The organism is Citrobacter sp. MGH106, assembly GCF_001037495.1.
GTDB lineage: Bacteria > Pseudomonadota > Gammaproteobacteria > Enterobacterales > Enterobacteriaceae > Citrobacter > Citrobacter murliniae.
The window spans coordinates 65097-87629 of the sequence record NZ_KQ089823.1; the positions used below are offsets into that span (position 1 = coordinate 65097).

Annotated in this window: 22 protein-coding genes; 2 read left to right on the top strand and 20 right to left on the bottom strand. The window is 51.6% G+C overall.

Annotated elements, in window-relative coordinates:
• Positions 1–10 precede the first annotated feature (10 nt).
• The 19 genes from SK36_RS19985 to SK36_RS20075 form a co-directional block, all read right to left on the bottom strand.
• Positions 11–1315, bottom strand: a complete 1305-nt coding sequence (locus tag SK36_RS19985) for a YhfT family protein (protein WP_045448397.1) — start codon at positions 1313–1315, stop codon at positions 11–13.
• Between the two features lie 10 nt (positions 1316–1325).
• Positions 1326–1679: a DUF2620 domain-containing protein gene (locus SK36_RS19990; RefSeq protein ID WP_045448399.1), complete on the bottom strand. Its 354-nt coding sequence runs from the start codon at positions 1677–1679 to the stop codon at positions 1326–1328.
• 10 nt (positions 1680–1689) lie between these two features.
• Positions 1690–2568, bottom strand: a complete 879-nt coding sequence (locus SK36_RS19995; RefSeq protein ID WP_048222865.1) for a phosphotriesterase-related protein — start codon at positions 2566–2568, stop codon at positions 1690–1692.
• On the bottom strand, positions 2565–3791 hold the full coding sequence (locus SK36_RS20000) for a phosphopentomutase (RefSeq protein WP_048222868.1): 1227 nt from the start codon (positions 3789–3791) through the stop codon (positions 2565–2567). The genes SK36_RS19995 and SK36_RS20000 overlap by 4 nt, the downstream gene beginning before the upstream one ends.
• Positions 3791–4954, bottom strand: coding sequence for a YhfX family PLP-dependent enzyme (locus SK36_RS20005; RefSeq protein WP_048222871.1), 1164 nt, complete (start codon positions 4952–4954; stop codon positions 3791–3793). Before SK36_RS20005 ends, SK36_RS20000 begins: the two co-directional genes overlap by 1 nt.
• Before the next feature lie 83 nt (positions 4955–5037).
• Complete coding sequence (locus SK36_RS20010) at positions 5038–5400, bottom strand: hypothetical protein (RefSeq protein ID WP_048222874.1); 363 nt, start codon at positions 5398–5400, stop codon at positions 5038–5040.
• Positions 5401–5414: 14 nt separating this feature from the next.
• Positions 5415–6320 carry a GntR family transcriptional regulator YhfZ gene (gene yhfZ / locus SK36_RS20015; protein ID WP_048222877.1) on the bottom strand — a complete coding sequence of 302 codons (906 nt, stop codon included), beginning with the start codon at positions 6318–6320 and terminating at the stop codon, positions 5415–5417.
• A 166-nt stretch (positions 6321–6486) separates the two neighbouring features.
• Positions 6487–7491: a tryptophan--tRNA ligase gene (gene trpS / locus SK36_RS20020; RefSeq protein ID WP_045448410.1), complete on the bottom strand. Its 1005-nt coding sequence runs from the start codon at positions 7489–7491 to the stop codon at positions 6487–6489.
• Positions 7484–8242 (bottom strand): phosphoglycolate phosphatase, encoded by a 759-nt coding sequence (gph, locus tag SK36_RS20025; protein WP_048222880.1) that lies wholly within the window; start codon positions 8240–8242, stop codon positions 7484–7486. Before gph ends, trpS begins: the two co-directional genes overlap by 8 nt.
• Complete coding sequence (gene rpe, locus SK36_RS20030) at positions 8235–8912, bottom strand: ribulose-phosphate 3-epimerase (protein ID WP_045448414.1); 678 nt, start codon at positions 8910–8912, stop codon at positions 8235–8237. The genes gph and rpe overlap by 8 nt, the downstream gene beginning before the upstream one ends.
• Positions 8913–8929: 17 nt before the next feature.
• Entirely contained in the window at positions 8930–9766 is an 837-nt protein-coding gene (gene dam / locus SK36_RS20035) for an adenine-specific DNA-methyltransferase (protein WP_045448416.1), read from the bottom strand.
• A 117-nt stretch (positions 9767–9883) separates the two neighbouring features.
• A complete protein-coding gene (damX, locus tag SK36_RS20040; RefSeq protein WP_045448418.1) occupies positions 9884–11164 on the bottom strand; it encodes a cell division protein DamX in 1281 nt (426 codons plus the stop codon).
• A gap of 96 nt (positions 11165–11260) precedes the next feature.
• A complete protein-coding gene (gene aroB, locus SK36_RS20045) occupies positions 11261–12349 on the bottom strand; it encodes a 3-dehydroquinate synthase (RefSeq protein ID WP_048222884.1) in 1089 nt (362 codons plus the stop codon).
• Between the two features lie 55 nt (positions 12350–12404).
• On the bottom strand, positions 12405–12926 hold the full coding sequence (aroK, locus tag SK36_RS20050; protein WP_003023552.1) for a shikimate kinase AroK: 522 nt from the start codon (positions 12924–12926) through the stop codon (positions 12405–12407).
• A 405-nt stretch (positions 12927–13331) separates the two neighbouring features.
• A complete protein-coding gene (gene hofQ / locus SK36_RS20055) occupies positions 13332–14570 on the bottom strand; it encodes a DNA uptake porin HofQ (RefSeq protein ID WP_048222886.1) in 1239 nt (412 codons plus the stop codon).
• Positions 14482–14886: a HofP DNA utilization family protein gene (locus SK36_RS20060; protein WP_045448425.1), complete on the bottom strand. Its 405-nt coding sequence runs from the start codon at positions 14884–14886 to the stop codon at positions 14482–14484. The genes hofQ and SK36_RS20060 overlap by 89 nt, the downstream gene beginning before the upstream one ends.
• Positions 14876–15346, bottom strand: a complete 471-nt coding sequence (locus tag SK36_RS20065; RefSeq protein ID WP_048222889.1) for a HofO family protein — start codon at positions 15344–15346, stop codon at positions 14876–14878. Before SK36_RS20065 ends, SK36_RS20060 begins: the two co-directional genes overlap by 11 nt.
• A complete protein-coding gene (locus tag SK36_RS20070; RefSeq protein WP_048223479.1) occupies positions 15330–15869 on the bottom strand; it encodes a PilN domain-containing protein in 540 nt (179 codons plus the stop codon). The genes SK36_RS20065 and SK36_RS20070 overlap by 17 nt, the downstream gene beginning before the upstream one ends.
• The gene (locus tag SK36_RS20075; RefSeq protein ID WP_048222892.1) at positions 15869–16648 is read right to left on the bottom strand and encodes a type IV pilus biogenesis protein PilM; all 780 of its coding nucleotides are present in this window, start codon (positions 16646–16648) and stop codon (positions 15869–15871) included. Before SK36_RS20075 ends, SK36_RS20070 begins: the two co-directional genes overlap by 1 nt.
• Positions 16649–16768: 120 nt before the next feature.
• On the opposite strand from SK36_RS20075, the gene mrcA reads away from it, so the two are divergent.
• Positions 16769–19321 carry a peptidoglycan glycosyltransferase/peptidoglycan DD-transpeptidase MrcA gene (gene mrcA, locus SK36_RS20080; protein ID WP_045448432.1) on the top strand — a complete coding sequence of 851 codons (2553 nt, stop codon included), beginning with the start codon at positions 16769–16771 and terminating at the stop codon, positions 19319–19321.
• Positions 19322–19411: 90 nt separating this feature from the next.
• Here mrcA and nudE read toward each other — a convergent pair whose 3' ends face one another.
• Complete coding sequence (nudE, locus tag SK36_RS20085) at positions 19412–19972, bottom strand: ADP compounds hydrolase NudE (protein ID WP_045449813.1); 561 nt, start codon at positions 19970–19972, stop codon at positions 19412–19414.
• A 322-nt stretch (positions 19973–20294) separates the two neighbouring features.
• Here nudE and igaA point away from each other — a divergent pair, with 322 nt between their 5' ends.
• A complete protein-coding gene (gene igaA / locus SK36_RS20090) occupies positions 20295–22430 on the top strand; it encodes an intracellular growth attenuator protein IgaA (RefSeq protein WP_045448434.1) in 2136 nt (711 codons plus the stop codon).
• Positions 22431–22533: the final 103 nt, after the last annotated feature.

Consider the following 22533-nt stretch of genomic DNA (forward strand, 5'->3'; position numbering starts at 1 on the left):
TTACACCACCTTATGCCGGGACAAACAGCCCCAACCAGTAAAGAATATTCAGCACAATGCCGGTTATCATCACTGCCACCACGGGTGCAGCCATTTTCTGTACCGGGCGTCCAATCGATTCGTTGAGGAAATAAATCGCGACGGCGATAGAAAAACCGGTATAGCCCGCCATCTTAATCGCAGCAAAAATAGAGCCGACCAGCAGCGCCATTTCCATCAACATATTCATGGCGTTACGAATGTTATCCGATGCGTTACGCACGGACGGATAACGTCCCAGCCATTTACCGATAGAGCGCAGTAACAGGACTTCTGCGGAAATGACCAGTGCGCCAAGAAGTGCCGCAATCCACGGATTCGGCGCTAAATAGCCCACGGCATAGACAAAGGTAAAGCCCGCCACTGCGTACACCCCGGTCGCCAGCGCCGTAGTGGCAATCAACGGCACAAAACCTAAACCGCGCATAAATTCAGCTAATGCCGCCTGATTAACCAGTGTTTGCGACTGCTCCGGTGTAATACCTGCGGAATAGGCTTTTTCCAGCGTAAAGATGGACACCTCACTACCCGCGAAAATCTTCATACTGGCAACCGCTGCAATCAATGCCCCGACAATCGCGATATACGGCAGGTTTTTAATGATCCGCGAGGTACGCTCTTCAAACACCGATAGCCCGCTGGTATCCATTCCTTCATCGCCCCGATGACGCAGGTCGTGCGTGATAGCGATCGCCAACAGCATGATCATCCCCACGAAAATCTCGATCGATTCGGGGTTCAGATGCGGGAAGTAGCGCACGACAATAACGCGGGTCATCAGCACCACGACCGCAGCGATAAGGCTACGTTGCCAGCCGAACTGGTAGAAAATCGCCACCAGTGGAAAAAGTGCGAATGCAGAAACAACCGGAGAGCTCAGCTCACCCAGACTCCCCAGCACATCGACCGGCAACGCTGTCAGCAACTGGTTTACCGGCAGCAGGCAGGTGAGGATCAATACGCCCCAGATAGCCCCCATACCAAACGCCAGCAGACTGTTGGCCGCCAGCACACCGAGGATGTCCGTCGGCAGGAACAGCAACCAGGCGTTGAGCAACCCGGTTTTCAGGGTGAACGAAATCCCCACTGACGCCACAAAACCAATGCTCAGACCAAAGGCAATACTCCCCGCCTCGCGGCGGTTCATGTTACCTTCGATAAGCTGCGGCAGAATTGGGCGAATGCCGTCATGGAATACGGCAGCTGACCGATGCGCCAGCAGTGATGTCATACCGGTCAGGCAGGCCACCACGATAATCTGAATATACAGATCCATATTCGTGCCTTTATTTCAGATGGTTAATCAGCATTGGGATTGCGTGTTCAATGTGTTCAACGGAGAGACCAAACGCGACTTTTCCTTCCGTAATCATTTTTGCAATATGGTCGTCTTTCGCCTTAATCCCCGGCTTGGCAATGGTGCAGCTTTTGTTGTAACCAATCACCGCAATGGCAATCGACAACGCCGCGCCCGCACCGGTGTTACAAGCGCCAATGTAGTAATCCAGTTGCCCGGATTTCACCTTCATCGCCGCTTCCATATCGTTATGAATAGAGACTTCAAAGCAGCCAGGAGCCACTGTTTCGATAGTTTTTTTAATCTGCTCACGCTGTAAGCCAGCAACGCCAATCTTTTTCATTATTCTGTCCTTATTGGAAAAATTGAGAGGGGTTATCACGTAACATCGTATCCACATCGGCCTGACTGAATCCTGACTGGCGCAGCTGTGGAATAAAGTTGGTTAACAGGTAGTTGTAACCATTACCGCCATTGGCTTTCAGATGGGAGCGGCGGGTAATATCCATTGAGAGCATCACGCGGTTAAGCAACCCACGATCGCGTAACGCATGCAGCATCCCAATACGCTTTTCGTCCGGGTAGTAGCTGTTTTTACCGATGGTGTCGAACTGCACATACGCGCCGAGATCGATCATGTGCAGAATATTGTCGAGGTTATCTTTCAAATCGCAGTGGCCTACAACCACGCGAGAGAGCGAAACGCCTTGCGCTTTCAGTAGCGCCAGCTGTTCCAGCCCCATGGTGCTAAAAGAGGTATGGGTCGAAACCGGTCGCCCGGTTTCGTTATGCGCTCGTGCGGCGGCAATGAACACCTTCTCCTCCAGTGGCGTAATCACCCCTTCGCTGGAGCCAATTTCCGCAATAATCCCAGCTTTGAGTTCGCTGCCATCGATACCGATAAGGATCTCATCAATCATCTCCTGAGCAAGCTGCTCCACGCTGCGGGTCGCAACATGCTCCGGGAAAAACGCATCCTGGTAATAGCCAGTACAGGCCACCACGTTCATCCCCGTATCACGCATGATATCGAGCATAAATTGTGGATCACGCCCCATGTATCGGTTAGTCATCTCAATGATGTTGCGAACGCCCAACGCCCGCAGATCCTTCATCTCCTGACAGATGAGATCGTACTGATCCAGTCGACAATCGAGGTTGTTCTTAAAACCAGAGAGATCGATATGCAAATGCTCGTGGACGTAGGTATAGCCCGTCGTATCAATCTTCATAAGGTGTCTCCTGTAAGTCGCAACGATGAAAGAAAAGAGGTGCCGTTTTGTGGAGGTTGCGCGCCAAAAAACTCGCAAACCGTTGCCCCTACATCCGACAACGTGGTACGAACGCCCAACCGGGTGGGTTCCAGTCCCTGCTGATAAACCAATATCGGTACGACTTCGCGGGTATGGTGACTATGTCCGATGGTCGGATCGTTGCCGTGATCGGCCATGACGACCAAACAATCATCCCGAGCCATAGCCGCCAGAAGACGTGTAAGATTACGATCGACAAGCTGTAAACGTTCGGCATAGCGTGCGACATCCTCTGCGTGTCCGGCGAGGTCGGTTTCCTGGATGTTGGTGCAGATGAACACTGTTGATTTGGCCTGAAATTCATTCAGCGTGATATCCATAATCTGCTGACTGTCTACCAGGTTTTGCCAATTGCGGCCGTGAGGATTGCTGACGATATCCGCTACTTTACCAACCAGAACCGTAGGCACTCCCACCTCATACAGCTTTTGTGGTACCTGTACCCGATCATCAACGCCGTAGCCCATATGTCTGACCTGGAAACCACATTCATAAGCACCGGAACGCGGAGCGTTAATACCGATAAAGCGGCCTTCTTTTATCTCAGCGGCATCCAGAATGCGTTGGCTGTCATTAAGCTGCCCACCAAAGGCAATCACCCGCCCTACTTGTACTTGTTCGCGTACCACGTGCCCTATCTTCAACACCTCATCAAACGGGATAACAGAAAGGTTCGCGGTAAGGTTATAGACCTGACCTAAATCGGCTTCGAGGTTGTCACCCACTGCAACCGCCTGGTTGACCCACAAATACGTCAACTCGCCACCACGTCGCTCTACCAGCCAGCCTTCGGCAATCAGTGCCCGTTCAACGTCGGCAATAACTTCGCTAAACGGCATACGTAACGGAGACTGTGGTTGGGTTCCTAAAATTTCCTGATGTCCCATAAAGGTGTCGCCACCTTCATGTTGCAATTCAGCAACGCCCCAAACCGCTGACGCAGAAGGATTCATCACACCAGGCGTATAGCCCAACGCGTTAATCAGCCCCAGTTTTTCCAGCGTGGGAAGCTGCAACTGCGGTAATTTGCCAAGAATATGTCCGCAGGTATTTGCCCCGGCATCCTGCGGCCTGACCCGAGCCACGTCTTTCATTGCGCCAACGCCAAAACTATCGATCACCAACACCACGAATCGGGCCATCAGTCCTCCAGAACGTTGCCAAGGCTGTCGTAACGGGCCACAATTTCTGCCGCACCACGTTGAATCCCGGATACCAACACCACATCACTGCGCGTCACAAAAATTTGGGTACGGAAGCAGAACACCACCGCACTGCTCACCGGGAACTCTCCAGCCAGAGGCAGGTAATAATCGATACTGCTGGCGTCCACAGGTTTCAGCTTCGCGTCAATGGGCGTATTACTGTCAGGAGTAAAAACCAGTGCATTTTGCGCATGACCGCGACGGTAATAACCACCGCCATAGCAATAGCTATCTCCACGAAAATTGTGCGAAATTTCACTCAGCCAGAGCATCGCAATACGTTCAGGTTGATCACCTTTTTGATTGGAAGGGACAGTCCCTGTCAGGGCATGTCCTGGTTCAGCATGAGTTACACCATATTTCGCCAGTAGCGGCAGCGACGCGCAGCTGCTGGCAGAAGGGGCATTAAGTTGTTCAATCTCAATTCCCGCTGCCTCTAACTGACGTCTGGCTTCCACCAGAGTGTGCAGGTTTGGTGTCGGTATCGTTTCGGCAGATTTCTCATCCCATAGCAGACAAGGAAAATGCGTTAAGCCGCTCAGGCGAAGGCCAGGTAAACGACGTATTTCACTTACCACTTCATTCAGATACGTCACTGGGAAACCGCTTTCTTGTCCCGGATAAAGAAAATCATCTTTGCCATACACTTTAAGCATTACGCTCTGTTCACGACCGGTCTTTAGCGCTGCTGCAGAAACCTCACGCGCTTTCTCCAACGAAAACAGGGTAATAACGTCGGTCCCCTGAGCTACCGCTTCACTAACCTGTCGCGAAGGGATCTGCACCAGGTGTCCCTGATGTGCGACCGGCAGCCCCGCACGTCGCATGACCCGACCTTCTTTGTAATCAACGACCACAATGCCTTCGTATCCCAGCTGTAAAAGCTTGTCCGCCAGCCAGGGATTACGACCTATCTGCTTCGTCATCAAATAGAGTGACATACCGTGCTGTCTGGCTACGTCTAGCAGGCGTTTGCCATTCTCCATCACCTGGTCAACATCAATGACCCAACTGTCCGGAGCGATCTTTCCCTTCTGCCACAAGCTAACCGCAGCAGTAATAAGAGCAGGGTTCTGGCGTTTCAATGCATGTATAAACATCTGTATGCCTCGTTTCTAATCCCTCAGTTAAATATTCATTTTTTTGAATATTTAAAGTGCAATACGCCGATACTCTTTTTACTTCAGACGGCTTCGTGCGCCGCCATCCACAAACCGTACAGATTTGCCAACAGATACCCCTCTTCATTCGGATGCAGTGTCACCGCAAACTCTTTCAGCAAAATCTGGTGTACCAACAAAATAGTTGGCCAGAGGTTGGATTGCGTCAGTTCTGTCAGCAGTTCATCATCCAGCGCTTCAATCACTTCTCCCCGACGACTGCGCATTAATGCACTTGCCATATGGGTCATCGCCATCGTCCCTTGCTCGGAATAAACCGGCAAACGCCACTCTTCATCCAGTCGCTTCACAACCTGCAGCATGCCGCTACAGATATCTTGGTCGATAACGCCTGCGTCACACAGCAGGTTCAGTCTGTTTTCCATCCCATGCCCTTCGCTTAATAACTGGGTTCCTGCTCGCCATTTGCCACTCGTTGCTGATGGGCAAGCAGCGCCTCTTTGTTAACGATGGTACGTAGCAATTGCTGCATCGGATAATCATCTGTCCGGGTCAGCACCACAGCCTCCGTGGCCTGAAGGAATCTCGGGTCGCTAGTCAGCGGTGTAGCTTCTAATCCCAGCACCGCCAGTTCAGCCTCCGCAACCACATTCCAGATAACCGCATCTACATCCCCTTTCGCAATACGCTGAAGGCTTTCGTGATAAGGAAGATCAATTAGCTCAACATCACGCTCGCCAAAACAGGCTTCGGTCATGATCTTCTGATCTGCCGAACGATTATCCAACCCAACACGCTTCACGCTCCCGGACTCACCCTTGCGACAGATTAACTGGTGTTCACCTACATAAGTGTGCGGCCCCAGCGCCAGTGCGATGAAAAGCCCATTTTGCGCAAGGTAGCTTTCCGCCGCCAGACGGGAAACAACCGCCATGTCGTAGACACCATTTAGCAAACATTCCACACGAATATCTGCCCCACGCATATGCGCGTAATAAAATGGAATGCCGTCAAACTGTGCCTTCAACCCACTCGCCAGCCCTTCATATAAACGGGTATAGGGCAGCGGCATTGCACAGACCACGTTATTGATGTCGACATGCTTCAACAACGTCCGATTATCCATCTCCACCAGATAGCTACCGTTGCGCCCGCGACGTTCAATACGGATCGCCCCTGAGGATTCCAGCGTTTTAAGCGCGGCCTGCGTTAACCCTACCGATGAATGGCATTCATTTGCCAGTTCATCAATCGTTTTCAAACGGTTACCGCACTTCTCTCCGAGCAAGTAACGGGCCAGGGTTGTCTGCACAACCCCCTCTTTCTTGATAAATGTCCGGCTCATCATATATTTTCAGTAAATTGAATATTTATATCTTCATTAAATTGAAGGTATAACGCAATGGGGGAATGTGCAAACGGCGAAGCGCTTCACAATTTTTGTGGGTTGCAAAAAACACAGACGAAAAAAAACCGGGGTTTACCCGGTTTTTTTAATAACACTGAATGAATCACGGCTTAGCGACAAAACCAATCGCTTCATAAACCGCTTTCAGCGTTTCAGATGCGCGAGCACTGGCTTTTTCTGCGCCGTCTTTCATTACTTTCTGCAGGAAAGCTTCATCATTACGATAACGGTGGTAGCGCTCCTGAAGCTCAGTCAGCATACCGGAAACAGCTTCCGCAACTTCGCCTTTCAGGTGACCATACATTTTGCCTTCAAAGTGCTGTTCCAGTTCTGGAATGCTCTGGCCGGTCACGGCAGAGAGAATATCCAGCAGGTTAGCAACACCCGCTTTATTCTGCAGATCGTAGCGCACAACAGGCGGCTCATCGGAATCCGTCATTGCACGTTTGATTTTTTTAACCACTGATTTCGGATCTTCCAGCAGGCCGATCACGTTGTTACGGTTGTCATCCGACTTAGACATTTTCTTCGTCGGCTCCAGCAGGGACATCACGCGCGCACCAGATTTAGGAATAAACGGCTCAGGCACTTTAAAGATATCGCCATACAGCGCATTAAAACGCTGAGCAACATCGCGGCTCAGTTCCAGGTGCTGCTTCTGATCCTCACCTACCGGTACCAGATTCGTCTGGTACAGCAGAATATCAGCGGCCATCAGTACCGGATAGTCAAACAGACCGGCGTTGATGTTCTCAGCGTAGCGCGCAGATTTGTCTTTGAACTGGGTCATACGGCTCAGTTCACCAAAATAGGTGTAGCAGTTCAGCGCCCAGCCTAACTGTGCATGCTCTGGTACGTGGGACTGAACAAAAATGGTGCTTTTCTCAGGATCGATACCACACGCCAGATAAAGCGCCAGCGTATCCAGTGTTGCTTTACGCAGCTTCTGAGCATCCTGACGGACGGTGATAGCATGCTGGTCCACAATACAGTAGATGCAATGGTAGTCATCCTGCATGTTTACCCATTGACGCAGCGCACCCATATAGTTGCCAATGGTCAATTCACCTGAGGGCTGTGCGCCACTAAAAACGATGGGCTTAGTCATTTTTCAATTCCTGATTTTCGCTATGCGGAAGCCCGAGTGCGGGCAGAAGGTCATTAATGCTGTCGTAAATTACATCTGGCTGGCTGAGATCTATCCCTTCACCGTAGTTATAACCATACGTTAGGCCAACTGAGGGACAACCAGCCGCTTTTGCGGCCTGAATATCATTGCGCGAATCGCCCACAAAGAGCAATTGCTCGGGGGGAATCCCCATCCTGTCAGCCACTAACAGTAGTGGATCGGGATGCGGTTTTTTGTTTTTCACGTCGTCACCACCGATGACCACGCTAAAATATTTGGCGATGTCCAATGCGTTGAGCAACGGCGCCACAAACGGCGTTGGTTTGTTGGTCACCAGGCCTAACGGCAGGCCTTGCGCATGCAACGCACCCAGCGTATCAGCAACATGAGGGAACAAGAAGGTTCCTTCTTCAGCGATATCACCGTAATAGCGGTCGAACAGCTTACGTAAAATACGCACCTGCTCTTGAGCAGGAATGTCGTCATCTACGGGCGGTTTACCCATCGTTTTACGCAGCGTGGCACGCTCCAGACGAGCCCAGGTGAGCGCACGCTCCATCAACACATCAGCGCCATTACCTATCCAGGTAATCACGCGTTCTTCACCCGCCGTCGGTAACTCCAGCGCGTACAGCGCCATATCCACCGCTGCGGCTAATCCTGGCGCACTGTCAACCAGCGTACCGTCGAGGTCGAATGCAACGCCACGAATGTCCTGAAATTTATGCATGACTTACCTTCGCCAATTCATTGCGCATTTCATCAATGACTTTTTTGTAGTCTGGTTGGTCGAAAATTGCAGAGCCTGCGACAAACATATCAGCACCCGCTGCCGCGATTTCGCCAATGTTGTTCACCTTGACGCCGCCATCGACTTCCAGGCGGATGTCATAGCCGGATTCATCAATACGGCGACGGACTTCACGTAATTTTTCCAGCGTTTGCGGAATGAAAGACTGCCCGCCAAACCCCGGATTTACGGACATCAGCAGGATCACATCCAGCTTATCCATTACGTAGTCCAGGTAGCTCAGCGGTGTTGCCGGGTTAAACACCAGACCCGCCTTGCAACCATTCTCTTTGATGAGCTGTAAAGTGCGGTCGACATGCTCGGAGGCTTCAGGATGAAAAGTAATGATGCTGGCTCCTGCCGCAGCAAAGTCCGGGACAATACGATCAACCGGCTTCACCATCAGATGGACATCAATTGGGGCAGTGATCCCATATTTACGCAGCGACTTCAACACCATCGGCCCGATAGTCAGATTCGGTACATAGTGGTTGTCCATGACGTCGAAGTGCACGACATCGGCACCGGCAGCTAATGCTCTCGCGGTGTCCTCACCCAGGCGGGCAAAATCAGCCGACAGAATTGAGGGGGCAATCAAATACTGTTTCATCCGCTTCTCCTTGAGAATTATTTTTTCGCAGGCGTTACGACCCCTGGTTTGTACAGAGCCAGCAATTCGTTCACCTTTTTACGTGTGCCGCCGTTGCTGCTTATACTGCGCCGCACTTTGACCTGAAAATGTTTCGCCGCTTTGTACCACTCTCGGGTATCGGGCGTGTCATGGTTCGAAATTAACACCGGGATTCGCTTACTGACCAGCTTTTCTGCCATCTCAGCCAAACGGGCCTGCTCTTTTGGGCTGAAGCTGTTGGTATGATAAGCGGTGAAATTCGCCGTAGCAGACAATGGGGCATACGGCGGATCACAATAGACGACAGAGTTTACATCGGCACGATCCATGCACTCTTCATACGAAAGGCAATGGAATTCTGCATTCTGCGCTTTTTCTGCAAAATGATACAACTCTGCTTCCGGGAAATAGGGTTTTTTATAACGGCCAAATGGCACGTTAAATTCGCCACGGAGGTTATAACGACACAGGCCATTGTAGCCAAAACGGTTCAGATATAAGAACAGCACCGCACGTCGAAACGGATCCTGACAGGCATTAAATTCTTCCCGATACTGATAGTACACCTCAGCCTGATTAGTTTCAGGTACAAACAGCTCGCGTGAAGCCTGCACATACTCATCAGTACGCGCCTTCACGATGTTATAGAGACTGATGAGGTCGCTGTTGATATCGGCAAGAATATAACGAGAAAAGTCGGTGTTGAGGAACACCGACCCGGCACCCACGAAGGGTTCAACCAGACATTCACCTTGGGGCAAATGCCGCTTGATATCATCAAGCAGGGGGTATTTTCCCCCTGCCCACTTCAGAAAAGCGCGATTTTTTTTCATGCTGACTAACTAATTACACCTTCTCCGGCTGTGGAGAAAGCTCCGACAGCATCCTGCGCTTTAGTCTTTGTCCCGCAATTGGGCGAAACATCAAACAATTGCAGAACATAGCCTATCTTACTTCAAATCTGCCTGAACCTGATGCAGCGGTTTTGCCCACGGATTTTTCGCCTGAATATCGGCAGGCAACGTAGACACTGCACGTTTAGCGTCATCTTTAGACGCATACACGCCAGTCACCAGAACATACCACGGTTGACCGTTACGCGTCGTCTGATACACCACGTAGTTTTTCAGGTTCTCTTTCTTCGCCCAACCATTCAGGTTGTCGTAGTTAGAAGAACTGCTGAGCTGCAAAGTGTAATGACTGGACGGTGCGGATTTTAAAGCACCAACATTCCCTGCACTTTTCGCGCCGCCAGCAACAGGTGTTGTAGTCGTTGTCGCAGGTGCAGCAGTCTGGGCAGGCGTCGTACTTACGGTTGCTTTTGGCTCAGTTGTCGCTTTTGGTGTAGCTGTCACGGCTGGCGCTTTCGTCGTAGTGACTGGCGCTGTCGGTTCAGTGCGTTTCGCCTGAGCAACCGGTTTTGGCTCTGTCGGCGTCGCTTTCACTGTAGTTTGCGGCTTACTCTTCGGCTCAATAACAACCTGTTTGCGTTCTGCCGGACGCGTAGTTGCGTGGCGTTCCGCAGGTTCTGTTGTAGCAGTCTGACGTGCCGTATTGCCATTGCGAATTGGTGCAACGGTAGCAGGTTCAGTGGGCAGCGTAGAATTCACTACCACATTATTAACTTGTTCCTGGCCTTGCGGCTGCGTCAGGGCATTGTTCAGATCGCCCTGCACTTCAACCCGCTGCTGACCTTCAGCGGCAGCAGGTGCCTGTCCTTGGGTCGGTGTAGAGGAAATCGGTGGCAGAGAAACATCCTGCTGCGTATTGCCAGCCGGCTGAGCCGTGCTCGCTTGATCCGTTGCGTTACTGCCAGAAAGATCGATGCTCTTCTCGCCAGACGCAGTCTGATCACTGGAAGAGGAGGATGAGGGGGCCTTCAGCGCTGAACCGATACCGATGATCAACAGCAATAGCACCAGGACACCTACGCCCATCATCATGTACTGACGAGAGGCAGGTTTACTGGCAGCTTGTTTACGCTTACGCGGACGACGTTCTACACGCTCTTCATCCACGGCTTCGTCATCAGATTCATAGTCTTCTTCAACTTCTTGCTCTTCATCACGCTCTTTACGCGCACGCGTTGGACGACGATCGTCGGCATCCAGATCAACATCATCAAAATTGATTTGCGGCTCATTATCACGTTCAGACGATTGACGAGAACGACCAGTGCGACGATCGCTGGGATCGGGTTTCAGCTCGTCTTCTGGTTTGAATTCATCCATTTAACACCCCACTCAAAGGTTAATGCTTACGACTTTGCACATAACCTGAAGCTAAAAGACTTACGCTTTGCAACGCAAGTCGGACCTTTCTTGTTGTTACACCTGCTGGCAATCAGCAATAGCGTTAAGAACCACCTCGTGCGACACTCCGCCGCGTACTTCACTCTTCCCTATGGCCAGCGGAAGCACTAAACGAATCTCTCCCGCCAACACTTTCTTATCACGCAGCATGTGCGGCAAATATGCCTGAGTGGACATCTCACGAGGTCCATTAACCGGTAAGCCTGCTCGCTTAAGCAGCGTAATGATGCGCTGCGTATCAGAGGAGGTAAACTGGCCCAGGCGCTCTGACGTACGAGCCGCCATCACCATACCTGCTGCAACAGCTTCACCATGCAACCAATTGCCATAACCCATTTCAGCTTCGATTGCGTGGCCAAACGTATGCCCCAGATTCAGTAAAGCACGTAAGCCCATTTCGCGCTCGTCTGCTGCGACAACTTCTGCTTTCAGCTCACAACAACGGCGGATACAGTACGCCATTGCCGGGCCATCCAGACGTAACAGCGCGTCCAGATTTTCTTCCAGCCAACTGAAAAATTCACCGTCAAGAATGATGCCGTACTTGATTACTTCCGCCAGTCCCGATGCCAGCTCTCGCGCAGGAAGCGTTTTCAGACAGTCGAGATCCACCACCACGGAGGCCGGTTGGTAAAACGCGCCAATCATATTTTTACCGAGGGGATGGTTTACGGCAGTTTTGCCGCCAACGGAGGAGTCAACCTGCGACAACAGCGTTGTCGGAACTTGAATAAAACGTACACCACGCTGATAGCTTGCCGCAGCAAAACCGGTAAGATCGCCAATCACGCCGCCACCGAGAGCAACCAGCGTGGTATCACGACCGTGCGGTTTTTGCAGTAACGCGGTGAAAACCGTGTCCAGAACCGTCAGGCTTTTATATTGCTCGCCATCGGGAAGGATCACGCTATCAACGTTAACACCCGCCTGTTCAAGTACGCCGCGAATCTTATCGAGATAAAGGGGAGCCAGAGTTTCGTTGGTCACCAACATAACCTGATCGCCCGATTTCAGCGGTAAGAATGAAGCCGGTTCATTAAACAAACCAGCCGCGATGGTGATAGGGTAACTACGTTCCCCGAGAGTGACTGTAATCCTCTCCATGACGCGACATCCACCTTAGTTACTTGTACCCGCAGACGAGTGTATTAAGCCAGAATCAGTTGCTTTCCAACATATGAATAATCTGGTTTGCCACGACTTTTGCGCTCTGATCATCGGTGCGAATGGTCACGTCAGCAATCTCTTCATACAGAGGATTGCGTTCATCAGCCAACGCTTCCAGAACTTCACGAGGCGGCGATTCTACCTGCAGCAGCGGGCGTTTCTTGTCGCGTTGAGTTCGCGCAAGTTGTTTTTCAATTGTCGTTTCAAGATAGACCACGACGCCACGAGCGGAAAGACGGTTACGTGTTTCACGTGATTTAACAGAGCCACCGCCAGTTGCCAGCACAATACCCTGTTTTTCCGTCAACTCGTTGATGACTTTTTCTTCGCGATCACGGAAGCCGTCTTCACCTTCTACATCGAAGACCCAGCCCACATCAGCTCCGGTTCGTTTCTCAATCTCTTGATCAGAATCGTAAAATTCCATATTGAGTTGTTGAGCTAACTGGCGCCCAATAGTGCTTTTTCCGGCACCCATAGGCCCAACCAGAAAGATATTGCGTTTCTCTGCCATTTTTTCGGTACTACTAAGACTATTCGTTAATGGTAAACCCGCTTCGCAGACACACAGCGCAGCAGGACATGAACTGAAACCTCATAAGATATTGCGAGAGTCAGACTGAAAATTATCTCAATACTCAAGCGGGTTTGGCAACTGAATAAATCACCAATCCTTGCGCATTTCTGGTTGTGGTAGATAAGCTACCCCGTAAACATCAGGCTCAGCGACGTATCGCGTAGCCAAATGAGGCCAAATAAGCCAATGACACACCACCAGAAAGGCAAGGCATGTTCACTGCTCGCATAAGTAAAGAAAAGTACCGACGCTCAAATCGGTACTCCTTGTATGCTAAATACACCCGCACGTCAAATCCCTGAAACGTGTTCAGTGCAAAAACAACGGCTTTTCCTGCATAAGTTATTCTGTCGGGACCAGTCTTGGCGTGATAAACACGACTAACTCGCGTCGCTCATCTTCTTTGCCGTCATGACGAAAAAAATAACCCAGCCAGGGGATATCGCCTAACAGCGGGACGCTGTCCTCCGCAGATTTATTTTTACGCGAAAAAATCCCACCCAGTGCGATTGTTTCTCCACTTTTTACTTCTACCTGGGTTTCAATCTCTTGCTTATCAATAGCCAGCACTTCGCCATCCGCTTGTTGTAATACCTGACCGGGAACATTCTGGCTGATATGTAGTTTAAGTCTAATCCGCCCTTGCTGCAGCACTGTTGGCGTGACTTCCATTCCCAGCACAGCCTCCTTGAACTCAACGGAGGTCGCGCCACTTTCTCCGCTGGAAACCTGGTAAGGGATCTCACTCCCCTGCTTAATACTGGCAGGTTGCAAGTGAGATGCCAGTAACCGTGGGCTGGCAATAATATCGAGCTGCTGCTTTTGCTCGAGCGCAGAAAGCTCCAGCTCAAGTAAACGCCCATTAATACGCCCAATGTTAAACCCTACACGGGTGGTCGCAGCAGGTACGGAGAGATCGCTGACAAGCGTCGTGACATCACCCACCGTCGCCGATTGTTGTGCATCAGCCAGTGACCACTTAACTCCCAGCTCGCGCAGACTTTTCTCATTAATCGTAACAATGTGTGCCGCCAGTTCAACCTGCTCAACGGGTAAATCCATTTGCGCCACCCACTTCTCCAGAGCGAGCAGCGCAACGTTGTTATCACGCAGTAATAACCGGTTGGTTCGTTTGTCGACCGTCATGCTGCCCTTTGCACTCAGCAGCTTCTCACCGGCTTTAGCCAGCTCTGTTGCATCAGCGTAGTGCAAAATTATGTTGCGATGTTCCAGCGGTAGACTCGCCTGAATCCGTACCTGATCACTCTCCTGACGTGCCGCATTTTCATTCTGCCAGCGAACAGAATGCACATGCAGGATGTTTCCCTCCTGGCGCAGTACCAGTCCGGCGCTTTTCACCACAGTCTGGAATGCCAACTTCCACGGTACATCAGCCAGGTGCAGTGACAGTACGCCACTGACATCGGGAGAAACCACCAGATTTTTGCCTTCCTGTTCAGCAAGCGCCTGCAGCACCTGAACAACTGGAACCTCATCCACCACCAGCGTCACGTTTTGCGTTTTCCCCGCCAGCAAGGTGGGAACTATTGTCATCAGAACTGCCGCTATCCATCGCTTCATTCACCTCTCCTTGTCGTTGCCATTGCCTCCGTGACGGCTCGCAATTTTTATCCGTGTCAATGGTCATGTTTTGCGCCGTAACCTGAGAGACCGTCCAGCCACTGTTCAAAACATCGTGCTGCTCTACACGCCGCCATTTATGCTTGCCATCCAGCACCAGGCCTATCGTTCGCTCTCCCTTGATCACGGCGCCTTGATAGCGCCACGTCGATAGTTCAGAAAGCTGACAGTGATCTTCTGGCGGCTGGAAGGGATTACGCATACCGGTCAATATCAGCAAGCTGGAACACACCAACAGCCAGCGTTTACCCTTCATTCAGACGCTCCAGCTGTATCGTTAATAGCAGCTCAGCATCCTCCACGCTGAGAGAGAACCGATTGACACTCATTCCCTGCTCCGCCAAACGCCCGAACATTGGCGGGATCGCATCCCAGGCTGACCTCAGCGCCAGCTCGCCCCCCTGCGCGGAGGGTTGCCAGTGAATCAAACGTGTAACAGGGGTCTGGAACGCTAAAGCAGAAAAAGGAATTATCTTCTCTTCAGTTGCCGAAAGCGTTGAGTCGACCGAAGCAGCCAACTGGTACAGGTTTCGCCACTGCAATTGAATTACCGCACGTTGCTGTGTTAACGCTGTTCGTTGTGCATTTCGCACCTGCACCGCAGGGTAAAACAGGCATAACGCGACAATAATAACCAGCGCAAAACTCCAGCCAGCCCAACAGGCGGTGCGAAAACGCGGCGATTGTGTCAACCAGCCATCACAGAGGGCTATCATGCGTAGCGCTCCGTATCAGACGATAGTGGAAATGCCAACGGCCCTGTGCATCCTGCTGTGTTTCCCCTGGGCTACCTACCTGAAGAAAGGTCTGCTGATGCAATTGATTTTCCAGCACTTTTAATGCAGCAAAGTTCAGCGTACTGCCGGTAATTTCCAGCGTATCTTGCTGCCAGGTCATTTTCGTCAACCACGCATGCTCTGGTAACAGAGCCGCCAGCCCTTCCAGAATGGGCTGCCAACTTCGCGTCTGATCACGCAGTCTTTCTCGTTGCTGAGCTTGTTGCCATTGTTGCTGACGTAGTTGCAAACGAGGCTTTAGCGCCGCCAGGGCATCAGCCCGCATTTTTTCGGCGGTTATCAGCACAGTATCAGCCCGGTTTTCTACACGGGTAACGGCGTAATAGCTCAACGCGCAGCCGACAATCAACAGCAGTGAACCGCTAAATAAAGCCCCCCAAAACCGCAGGCAGGCATTGCGTCGTGACTGACGCCAGGGCAAAAGATTGATTGTCGGTGTCATCATTCCATTTCCCCCATAGCAAGACCCAGTGCAATGGCAAAAACGTGGCTTTCTGGAGGAATGGGCGGCTGGCGGACAGACACGACGCTTAAGGGATCGAATCCTTTGGGCGCGCACAGAGCAATGTTTTCTGTTGCCAGAGATAATGTCGCAGCAAGATCGTCAAGACCGGTAATATCACTTGCCGATTTACGTCCCCAGGCATAACGGGTCGCCCATAGCCATTGCTCATCGTCACGCCAGGCCAGACACTGTTGATGCGGTGGCAAATAGGAAATAAAGCGTTGTAGTGCGCTGGCATCAGGCGTGATGGCAGCAACCTGTACTTTCAGCGTTTGCATCAGTGTCAGGAGTGCTGAAATTTCTTTGCTTTGCGCAGCTGTCACGTTAAATGCCGGGCTTAACGTATCTTCACTATAATCAAAATTCAGCGCATCCGGCTCCATATCCAGCTCACGTGCCATAGACCCCGACAACCATGCCGTTTGTTCTGGCTCACGTAAGGTCATTGCAGGGCGTGGAAATTTTTTTTGTAGTGTCCTGTTGGCGGGAAAGGACAGATAGATATGGTGTCGGCGGGGAAGCTCACGACTCCACGGCATTAACACTGCCGCAAGCTGTTCAGGCTCGCGAATGTGACCCTCAACGATAACCTGACGTGCCAATGGCATACGCCACCAGCGTGGTAGAAACCAACCAGAGCCGTCACGAGAGACGACAACAGCCAGCACTTCATGTTGCTGAATATGCAGACCAATTTTCCAGATACTGAAAGCCATTGCTGATGATCTCCTTATCACCCGTTGCTTTAACGGGTATATCAATGCGTCTGGCTTGCCTTTATACTACCGCGCGTTTGTTTATAAACTGCCCAAATGCCACTAAATGGGAAATCTCCAGTGAAGTTCGTAAAGTATTTATTAATCCTTGCAGTATGTTGCATCCTGCTTGGAGCAGGCTCGATTTATGGCCTCTATCGCTATATTGAGCCGCAATTACCTGACGTCGCGACGTTAAAAGATGTACGTTTGCAGATCCCGATGCAGGTTTACAGCGCTGACGGCGAGCTGATCGCGCAATATGGCGAGAAACGCCGAATCCCGGTAACGCTGGATCAAATGCCGCCGGAAATGGTCAAAGCTTTTATCGCGACAGAAGACAGCCGTTTTTATGAGCATCATGGTGTTGACCCGGTCGGGATCTTCCGTGCGGCAAGCGTAGCGCTGTTCTCCGGCCATGCGTCGCAGGGGGCAAGTACCATTACCCAACAGCTGGCGAGAAACTTCTTCCTTAGCCCGGAACGCACGCTGATGCGTAAGATCAAAGAGGTGTTCCTAGCGATCCGCATTGAGCAATTGCTGAGTAAAGACGAGATCCTCGAGCTTTATCTGAACAAGATTTATCTGGGGTATCGCGCGTATGGCGTGGGTGCCGCGGCACAGGTCTATTTCGGCAAGACGGTCGACCAGCTCAGCTTAAGCGAGATAGCCGTAATTGCCGGGCTGCCAAAAGCGCCGTCAACATTCAACCCGCTCTATTCAATGGACCGAGCTACCGCGAGACGTAACGTCGTGTTGTCACGTATGTTGAGCGAGAACTACATTACCGAGGCCCAGTACGATCAAGCGCGTAGCGAAGCCATTGACGCCAACTACCACGCTCCGGAAATAGCCTTCTCTGCACCCTATTTATCAGAGATGGTACGTCAGGAGATGTATAGCCGTTATGGCGAAAAAGCCTATGAAGACGGGTATCGCATCACCACCACCATCACACGCAAAGTACAGCAAGCAGCCCAGCAGGCAGTACGCAACAACGTAATGGATTACGACATGCGCCACGGCTACCGCGGCCCGTCGAATGTGTTGTGGAAAGTGGGTGAAAGCGCCTGGGATACCAAAAAAATCACCGATTCGCTGAAAGCTCTCCCAACCTACGGACCATTACTACCGGCGGCGATCACCAGCGCTAATCCGCAGGAAGCAACAGCTACACTGGCAGACGGCACGTCGGTTGCATTGCGCATGGAAGGCATGCGCTGGGCGCGTCCATACCGTTCAGATACACAACAAGGCCCGACACCGCGTAAAGTGACAGATGTCGTCCAGACAGGTCAGCAAATCTGGGTACGCCAGGTCGGCGATGCCTGGTGGTTGGCACAAGTACCGGACGTTAACTCCGCCCTGGTCTCTATCAACCCGCAAAACGGTGCGGTACTGGCGCTGGTGGGTGGTTTTGATTTCAATCAGAGCAAATTCAACCGTGCAACTCAGGCGTTGCGTCAGGTCGGTTCGAATATCAAACCATTCCTCTATACCGCCGCGATGGATAAAGGTCTGACGCTGGCAAGTATGCTGAATGACGTGCCGATTTCTCGCTGGGATGCGGGTGCCGGTTCTGACTGGCAGCCGAAAAACTCACCGCCGCAGTACGCCGGGCCTATCCGCTTACGTCAGGGACTCGGTCAGTCGAAGAACGTCGTGATGGTTCGCGCGATGCGAGCGATGGGCGTGGACTACGCGGCAGAATATCTGCAGCGTTTCGGCTTCCCGGCACAGAACATTGTCCACACCGAATCACTGGCTCTGGGTTCCGCATCATTCACCCCAATGCAGGTGGCACGCGGCTACGCGGTTATGGCCAACGGTGGTTTCCTGGTTGACCCATGGTTTATCAGCAAGATTGAAAGCGATCAGGGCGGGGTCATCTTCGAAGCGAAGCCGAAAATTGCCTGCCCGGAGTGTGATATTCCTGTCATTTATGGTGATACCCAGAAGTCTAACGTACTGGAAAACAGTAACGTTGAGGACGTCGCCATCTCGCAGGAACAGCAGAATTCCACCGTGCCGATGCCGAAGCTTGAGCAGGCTAATCAGGCGCTGGTCGCACAAAGCGGGACACAGGAATATGCTCCTCACGTGATCAACACACCGCTGGCTTTCCTGATTAAAAGCGCGCTGAACACCAATATCTTCGGCGAGCCGGGCTGGATGGGAACCGGTTGGCGTGCGGGTCGCGATTTACAACGTCGTGATATCGGCGGTAAAACCGGGACCACCAACAGCTCTAAAGATGCATGGTTCTCCGGCTATGGGCCTGGGGTTGTAACCTCGGTATGGATCGGTTTTGACGATCATCGCCGCAATCTCGGACACTCCACCGCCTCTGGTGCAATCAAAGATCAAATCTCTGGCTATGAAGGTGGAGCAAAGAGCGCACAGCCGGCGTGGGATGCCTACATGAAGAGTGTGTTAGAAGGCGTTCCTGAGCAGCCGCTGACGCCACCGCCTGGCATCGTGACGGTCAATATTGATCGCAGTACTGGGCAACTGGCGAGCGGCGGAAACAGTCGCGAAGAGTATTTTATTGAGGGCACGCAGCCAACTCAGCAGGCTGTACATGAAGTGGGGACAACCATTATCGATAATGGTGAGACACACGAGTTGTTCTAATCTTTTGCCGGATGGTGCGTTGCTCATCCGGCCTACGTACAGTGGCTAAATCGTAGGCCGGATAAGCGACAGCACCACCGGACATAAAAATCAAAGTCGTCCCTGTCCTTTCAGCCATTCGCGAACCAGAAACAGTGCGCTCACATTACGCGCTTCATGAAAATCAGGATCTTCTAACAGGTCCATCAAATGTGCCAGCGGCCAGCGCACTTGTGGTAACGGTTCTGGTTCATCGCCTTCCAACGATTCAGGATAAAGATCCTCCGCCACCACGATGTTCATCTTGCTGGAGAAATAGGAGGGTGCCATGCTGAGTTTTTTCAAAAACGTCAGGTCCTTTGCCCCAAATCCCACTTCTTCTTTCAGCTCCCGATTCGCCGCGTCAAACACGCTTTCACCGGGATCGATTAATCCCTTAGAAAACCCAAGTTCGTAGGATTCTGTCCCCACCGCATATTCGCGGATAAGAATCAGGTGGTCGTCAACAATCGGCACAATCATTACCGCTTCGCGAGTGGACGGGCGCATACGTTCATACACGCGGCGTACGCCGTTGCTGAACTCAAGGTCCACGCTTTCGATTTTAAACAACCGGGATTGTGCGACGGTTTCCACTTTCAAAATCGTGGGTTTCTGTAATGATTTGCTCATCATGAGGATCTTTGCTGTGAAATCTGGGGTCATTGTGCGATAGACCGCACGGTTTCGGCAACGTGAATTGCCGTTTATTTACATTTATGTAACGTACTAAAAGTTAATTCTCATTTCAAATTAAAAGTCAATAGGTTGAAATAACTCCAGGAATTTGCTGATATTCCGTTTTTAGTGATTTTGCTATTATTCGCATTTACTGGGCTGTTCATAAAGATGCTCAAGTTCAACTCCACGCTTGCCGATAGCCAACCACAGAATCACGAATATTGTACAAGGTGCGACTGACTACACCTGACAGACTAAGTAAGATGGGGAAAGCATGAGCACCATTCTGATTTTTTTAGCTGCTTTGCTGGCCTGCTCGTTACTTGCAGGTTGGCTACTCAGATTAAAATCCAGGCGGCAAAAATTGCCCTGGAGCAACGTATTCTCAGACGCGACAAAGCGTAAACTGACACCCGAAGAGCGTGGTGCAGTCGAAAACTATCTTGAAAACCTCAGTCAAATTCAGCAAGTTCCTGGCCCAACAGGAGCCAGTACTGCGCCTGTATCGTTAACGTTGAATTCCCAAAGTAACAGCGTCATCGTTCTGACTCATTCGATTACGCGCTATGGCATCACCACCGACGATCCTAACAAATGGCGCTACTATCTGGACTCCGTTGAGGTACACCTGCCTCCATTCTGGGAACAGTACATCAATGACGAAAATAACGTTGAGCTGATCCACACCAATACGCTGCCTTTGGTTATCTCTTTAAACGGGCACACACTGCAAGAGTATATGCAGGAGGCGCGTGGCTACGCGCTGCAACACACCGCGTCTACGCAGGCATCCATTCGCGGCGAAGAGAGTGAGCAGATTGAATTGCTGAATATTCGCCAGGAAACACACGAAGAGTATGTACTTAGCCGCCCTGCGGGGCTGCGCGAAGCGTTACTGATTGTGGCTTCGTTCCTGCTGTTCTTTTTCTGTTTAATTATGCCGGATACTTTCGTGCCGTGGATGGTCGGCGGAGCCGTGCTGCTGCTGGCCGCTGGGCTGTGGGGATTGTTTGCCCCGCCGTCTAAAACCGCGCTGCGGGAAATACATTGTCTGCGTGGAACCCCGCGCCGGTGGGGACTATTTGGTGAAAACGACCAGGAGCAAATCAATAATATCTCGCTGGGAATTATCGATTTGATTTACCCGCCTCACTGGCAGCCATACATTGCGCAGGACCTCGGGCAGCAAACGGATATCGATATTTATCTGGATCGCCACGTTGTCCGCCAGGGCCGTTTTTTATCCCTGCACGACGAAGTAAAAAACTTTCCGCTACAACACTGGTTACGCAGCGCCGTCATCGCTGGCGGCTCGTTGCTGGTATTGCTGATGCTGCTGTTTTGGATCCCGCTGGATATGCCGATAAAATTCACCCTTTCATGGATGAAAGGCGCACAAACTATCGAAGCCACCAGCGTTAAGCAGCTTGAAAACGCAGGCGTTCGTGTTGGTGACACACTGCATCTGAGCGGTACGGGAATGTGTAATATTCATACACCAGGGAGCTGGAGCGCGCTGCCCGCCACGCCTTTTACGCCTTTCGACTGCTCGCAAATTATCTGGAACGATGCCCGTGCGCTGCCGTTGCCAGAATCCGATCTGGTGAATAAAGCCATTGCGCTAACGCAGGCCGTCAACCGTCAGCTCCATCCAAAACCAGATGATGACTCCCGTGTCAGCGCATCGCTACGTTCGGCAATCCAAAAATCCGGTATGGTACTGCTGGATGATTTTGGTGAAATTGTCCTGAAAACTGCCGATCTGTGCGCCGCCGAGGATGAATGCGTGCGCCTGAAAAATGCGCTGGTTAATTTAGGCAACAGTAAAGACTGGACTGCGCTGGTTAAGCGGGCAAACGCCGGGAAGCTGGATGGCGTAAACGTTCTGCTGCGACCGGTTAGCGCAGAGTCGCTGGATAATCTGGTGAATACGTCTACAGCACCGTTTATTTCACGAGAGACCGCACGGGCGGCTCAGGCGCTGAACAGCCCTGCCCCGGGGGGATTCCTGATTATTAGTGATGAAGGCAGCGATCTGGTCGATCAAGCCTGGCCATCGACCTCTCTGTACGACTACCCGCCGCAAGAACAGTGGAGCGCCTTCCAGCGCCTGGCGCAGATGCTAATGCAGACTCCCTTCCGCGCTGAAGGAATTGTCACCAATATCTCTACCGACGCCAACGGCACTCAGCACATTGGCCTGCATCGAATCCCTGATCGCGCGGGCTTATGGCGTTATCTTGGCACCACGCTGTTGATGTTTAGCATGCTGGGTTGCGCCATCTACAACGGCGTTCAGGCCTTCAGACGCTACCAGCGTCACCGCTCCCGCATCGCGGAAATTCAGGGATACTACGAAAGTTGCCTGAATCCAACGCTGATTGACGACCCGGAAAGCCTGATTCGATAACACGCCCGCGCGACAGGATATGCTACCCTGTCGCGCATCTAATTTTCCTCAGGATAATTCCCAGGTGCTGATGAAAGTCAGTCTCTGGGGTCAACAAACGCAG